A 4,770-nucleotide genomic window follows, 5' to 3' on the forward strand; every position below is an offset into this window, starting at 1 on the left:
CGAAGCCCGCGCTGCCGTTCGACTTGCATGTGTAAGGCATGCCGCCAGCGTTCAATCTGAGCCAGGATCAAACTCTTCAGTTCAATCTCTGTGTGGTTCCGAAGAACCTCGCTCTTTCGAGCGGTCGCTCACTCTCAGAAAACTGACTGACCAGATCCGAAGACCCAGTCACGTTTTGCTGTGCGAGCACTGATAACTTTTAAGCTAAAAGACCGAAGTCTTTCGCATCCGCTATCAAGCGCCCACACTTATCGGTTGTTTGTTTGTTAAAGAACTTCGCCGCCCGGCTTTGCCGTTCAGCGCGCTGCGTTGTCAGCAGCGAGGAACGAGACTTTAAAGAGTTTTTTTCGATTAAGCAACTGGTTTCGAAAAATTCTTTATTGCGCTGCACGCCCTCTTTCGAGTTAATTCTTGCGCGCCGTTCCTTTCCCGTTGCGCGATGCCTTGCCAACGAGGGGGCGAATCTTAATACCTTCGGCGTCGGCCTGGCAAGCACTTTTCTCGAGAATAAGGAAAGAGCCGGTTGCGGCACTTACGGAAACAGCGCCATCTGCCCCGACAACAGCGTCTCGAACTCATCGTCCAGAAACGGCAGGATCGCGTCGGCAATCGGTTGCAGTTGCCGGGTCACATAATGGGCATAGTCGATCGGCGCCGACCGCGCTTCGAGCGGCTCGGGGCCGGCCACGGTCATCACGTAGCTGATCCAGCCGCCGTGCTGGTACTGGCGCGGCCTGCCGTGGCGCGCGTTATAGTCGTCGGCAAGTCGCGCGGCGCGCACATGCGGCGGCACGTTGCGCTGGTACTCTTCGAGCCGGCGCCGCAGCCGCTTGCGGTAGACCAGCTCGGAGTCGAGTTCGCCGGCCAGGGTGCGGCGCACGATGTCGCGCACATAGTCCGCATATGGCTCGCGGTTGAAGACCTTTTCGTAGAGCGTCTGCTGGAAGCCCTGCGCCAGCGGCGACCAGTCGGTGCGCACCGTCTCCAGCCCCTTGAACACCATCTCGCGCGTGCCGTCGGGACGCTCCACCTGGCCGGCGTAGCGCTTCTTGCTGCCCAGCTCGGCGCCGCGGATGGTCGGCATCAGGAAGCGCCGGAAGTGCGTCTCGAACTGCAACTCCAGCGCGCTCTCCAGCCCATAGGCCTGCCACAGGTGGTCGCGCCACCAATCGTTGACATAGGCAACCAGGCTGTGCCCGATCTGCGCGGCGTCGGCTTCCGTGCGCGCGCGGCGCAGCCAGACGAAGGTAGAGTCGGTGTCGCCGTAGATCACCTCGTAGCCGCGCGCCTCGATCAGCGCACGGGTCTGCCGCATGATCTCGTGCCCGCGCATGGTGATCGACGACGCCAGCCGCGCGTCGAAGAAGCGGCAGCCGCTGGAGCCGAGCACCCCGTAGAACGCGTTCATGATGATCTTGAGCGCCTGCGCCAGCGGCTTGTTGCCGTCGCGCTTGGCGGCCTCGCGGCCTTGCCACACCCGTGCCACGATGGCCGGCAGGCAATGTTTCGTCCGCGAAAAGCGCGCCCCGCGGAACCCCGGCACCGTATCGGCATCGTCCGGATGCGCCAGCCCTTCGACCAGGCCGACCGGATCGATCAGGAAGGTCCGGATGATCGACGGGTACAGGCTCTTGTAGTCCAGCACCAGCACGGATTCATACAACCCGGGGCGCGAATCCATGACGAAGCCCCCCGGGCTGGCCTCGGGCGCTTTCTCGCCGAGGTTGGGCGCGACCAGGCCCTGGCGATGCATCAGCGGCATGTAGAGATGCGTGAATGCCGCCACCGAACCGCCGCTGCGGTCGGCCGGCAAGCCCGTGACGGTGGCGCGCTCGAGCAGGAACGGCAACAGCTCGGCCTTGCCGAAGATCCGCGTCACAAGTTCGCAGTCGCGCAGGTTATAGCGCGCCAGCGCCGGCTTGTCATGGGCAAACATGCGGTCGATGGCGTCCATGCGGTCGTACGGATTGTCGATTGCCTTGCCCTCGCCGAGCAGCGCCTGCGCCACCGCTTCGAGGCTGAACGACGGAAAGCTCCACGTCGCGGAGCGCAGCGCCTCGATGCCGTCGAGGATCAGGCGCCCCGGCGCGCTGGCGAAGAAGTGCTGCTGCACGTTGTGCTCTCGCCATTCCATTTCGGTGCCGCCGCGCCCCAGCCGCAGTGGCACCTGGAACCGGCGCGCCTGCTCCTGCAACACGCGCAGGTCGAACTGCACCAGGTTCCAGCCAATGATCGCATCGGGATCGTGGTCGGCCAGCCACTGGTTAAGCCGGTGCAGCAATTCGGGCCGGGTGGCGCAGTAGGTCAGCGAGAAATCGACGTCGACGGGCGTTTGCGGCGCCGGCCCAAGCACGTAAACCTGGCGCTGACCGCACCCTTCGAGCGCGATCGAATAGAGCTCGCCCGACGCGCTGGTTTCGATATCGAGCGACACCAGGCGCAGCGCCGGCCGGTAGTCGGCCGACGGCTTCATCTGCGCGTTGCGCAGCACGCCGGCGCCATCCGGCTCGCCGTCGAACCACACCGGCGCGGTGATAAAGCGCTCCATCAGGTAGCGCTCCGGCGGGCGGATATCGGCTTCATACACGTCGACGCCGGCATCGCGCAGCGTCCTGGCGAGCTGGATCAGCTGCCGGTGCTGGGCGCAGTACAGCCCCAGCACGGGCCTGCGCTGGAAATCGCGCAGCGCCAGCGGGCGCAGCTCGACCCCGCGCTCGCGCGACAGCAGTGCCTCGGCACGCTCGCGCTGCACCTGCGGCACAAAGGCAACCGATGGCTGCGGCGCCAGCCGCAGCCGGCGCGGCCCGTCATCCGTCGCCAGCCAGAATTCGACTTCGGTCCCGCCTGGCGTATCGCGCCAGTGCCGCGTCAGGATGAAGCCTTGCTGAAGTGCCACGTTACAGGATCAGGAATGGAAATGCGCTTGCTGCCGGTGGATGCGGGCCGGCTGGCGTCGCGCATCCCGTCAACCCGGGGCTGCATCAACCCGGCGCTGCGCCCCGCCGCGCTGCCTCGATGGTGGCGATGTCGATCTTGCGCATCGTCATCATCGCATCGAACGCGCGCTTGGCCGCGGCGCGGTCCGGGTCGGTGACCGCCGCCAGCAGTGCGCGCGGCGTGATCTGCCACGACAGGCCCCATCGGTCCTTGCACCAGCCGCATTCGCTTTCCTGGCCACCGTTGCTGACAATGGCGTCCCAGAGCCGGTCGGTCTCGGCCTGGTCGTCGGTCGCGATCTGGAACGAGAAGGCCTCGCTGTGCTTGAAGTGCGGCCCTCCGTTCAACCCGACACACGGAATGCCGGCGACAGTGAACTCGACCGTCAGCACATCGCCCTCCTTGCCATCCGGATAGTCGCCCGGTGCGCGCATCACGGCGCCGACCGCGCTGTCGGGAATGGTCTTGGCATAGAAATTCGCCGCCTCCAGCGCATCGCGGTCGTACCACAAGCAGATCGTGTTCTTGCTCGGCATGTTGCGTCTCCTTGAAGGCACGGCGCCGGAAATCCGGCGCCGGGTGGACCAGCGTGCCAATGCGACCGGCGCCGCTGGCCGGGACTCCAATGTCTCATACTCCGGGGGGCAATGCAGGCCGTGGCGGCGTCACATGGACCGGAAGCCCGCCGGCATGCAGCCCCGAAGGCACGGCGGCTTCACTGGCCTTTGGCGGCGCGCACGAAGGCATCGCGTGCGGTGATGCGCTCGACGTAGTCCTGGATGCAGCGGCTTTCGCGAATGCGCGGCGCACCGAACTGTCCCGCCCAAGCCAGCGACGCGCCCAGATAGACATCGGCGGCGCTGAAGCTGTCGCCGAGCACGAAGGGTCCCGGGGAAAGGGCTTTCTCGATGGCGTCGATGACTTCGTCGTAGTCGCCCCAGCCGACGGTCTGCTTGGGCAGCGGCGCCTGGGCACGCATCATGCGGTCGGTCAGCGCCGGCTCGAAGCAGCTGCCGCAGAAGAACAGCCACCGCAGCACCGTGCCGCGCGCGGACGAGCCCGGCGGCGGCATCAGCCCGGCTTTCGGATAGGCATCGGCGAGCCAGGCGATGATCGCGCCGTTCTCGGTCAGCACGGTGCCGTCATCCAGCACCAGCGTGGGAATCTTGCCCATCGGATTGATCGCCAGGAAAGCCGGCTCCCGGCTTTCCCCCTTGGCGATATCGATGTGCTGCAACGCGTAGTCGGCGCCAACCTCCTCCAGCATCCAGCGCGCCACCGACGCGCGGCTCTGGGGGTTGTAGTAAAGCGTCATGGTCATACGTTCCTCCCGGCCTCGGCCCAATGGATTCGAGGCAGCAGGATAGCACCGACCCGGCGCGGTCAGTCGCTGAACGCGAGCAGTTGCGCGCCTTCGGCGACCTGCTCGCCGATGCCGTAGAGCACCTCGCTGACGACACCGTCGGCGGGGGCGCAGATGGTGTGTTCCATCTTCATCGCCTCCATCACCAGCAGCGGCGCGCCGCGCGCGACCGTGCTGCCGGCCTCGACCATCACGGCGATGACCTTGCCCGGCATCGGCGCGGTCAGCTTGCCGCCCTCTCCTTCGGCCTCGCCGGCATGCGCGAGCGGATCGAGCCAGGCCAGGGTGGCGTGGCGGCCGCCGTGGAACACGTGGAACTCGTCGCCATCCAGGTGGACCTGTCCGTGCGCGCGCCGCGTGCCGAGGTTGACGCGAAGGTCGTCGGCCTGGCAGGTATAGGCAAAGGGCGCGGCCTGGTCGGCGTAGATCAGCGTGCTGCCGCGTGCATTGCTGTCCAGCTTCACGTCCAG

General features: G+C 66.1%; 4 protein-coding genes and 1 rRNA gene. All 5 read right to left on the reverse strand.

Annotation, left to right across the window (positions count from 1 at the left end):
- Nucleotides 1-83 (reverse strand): 16S ribosomal RNA (locus GA0116996_RS27800); the annotation flags it as partial.
- 449 nt (nt 84-532) lie between these two features.
- Nucleotides 533-2,896, reverse strand: coding sequence for a DNA polymerase II (locus GA0116996_RS27805; RefSeq protein ID WP_092318345.1), 2,364 nt, complete (start codon nt 2,894-2,896; stop codon nt 533-535).
- A gap of 85 nt (nt 2,897-2,981) precedes the next feature.
- Nucleotides 2,982-3,473: a VOC family protein gene (locus tag GA0116996_RS27810; protein WP_092318348.1), complete on the reverse strand. Its 492-nt coding sequence runs from the start codon at nt 3,471-3,473 to the stop codon at nt 2,982-2,984.
- 179 nt (nt 3,474-3,652) lie between these two features.
- Nucleotides 3,653-4,258 carry a glutathione S-transferase family protein gene (locus GA0116996_RS27815; RefSeq protein WP_092318351.1) on the reverse strand — a complete coding sequence of 202 codons (606 nt, stop codon included), beginning with the start codon at nt 4,256-4,258 and terminating at the stop codon, nt 3,653-3,655.
- 62 nt (nt 4,259-4,320) lie between these two features.
- The coding region (locus GA0116996_RS27820) for an acyl-CoA carboxylase biotin carboxyl carrier protein subunit (protein WP_341845136.1) at nt 4,321-4,770 on the reverse strand (450 nt) is incomplete at its 5' end.

Source organism: Cupriavidus alkaliphilus (assembly GCF_900094595.1).
Classification (GTDB): Bacteria; Pseudomonadota; Gammaproteobacteria; order Burkholderiales; family Burkholderiaceae; genus Cupriavidus; species Cupriavidus alkaliphilus.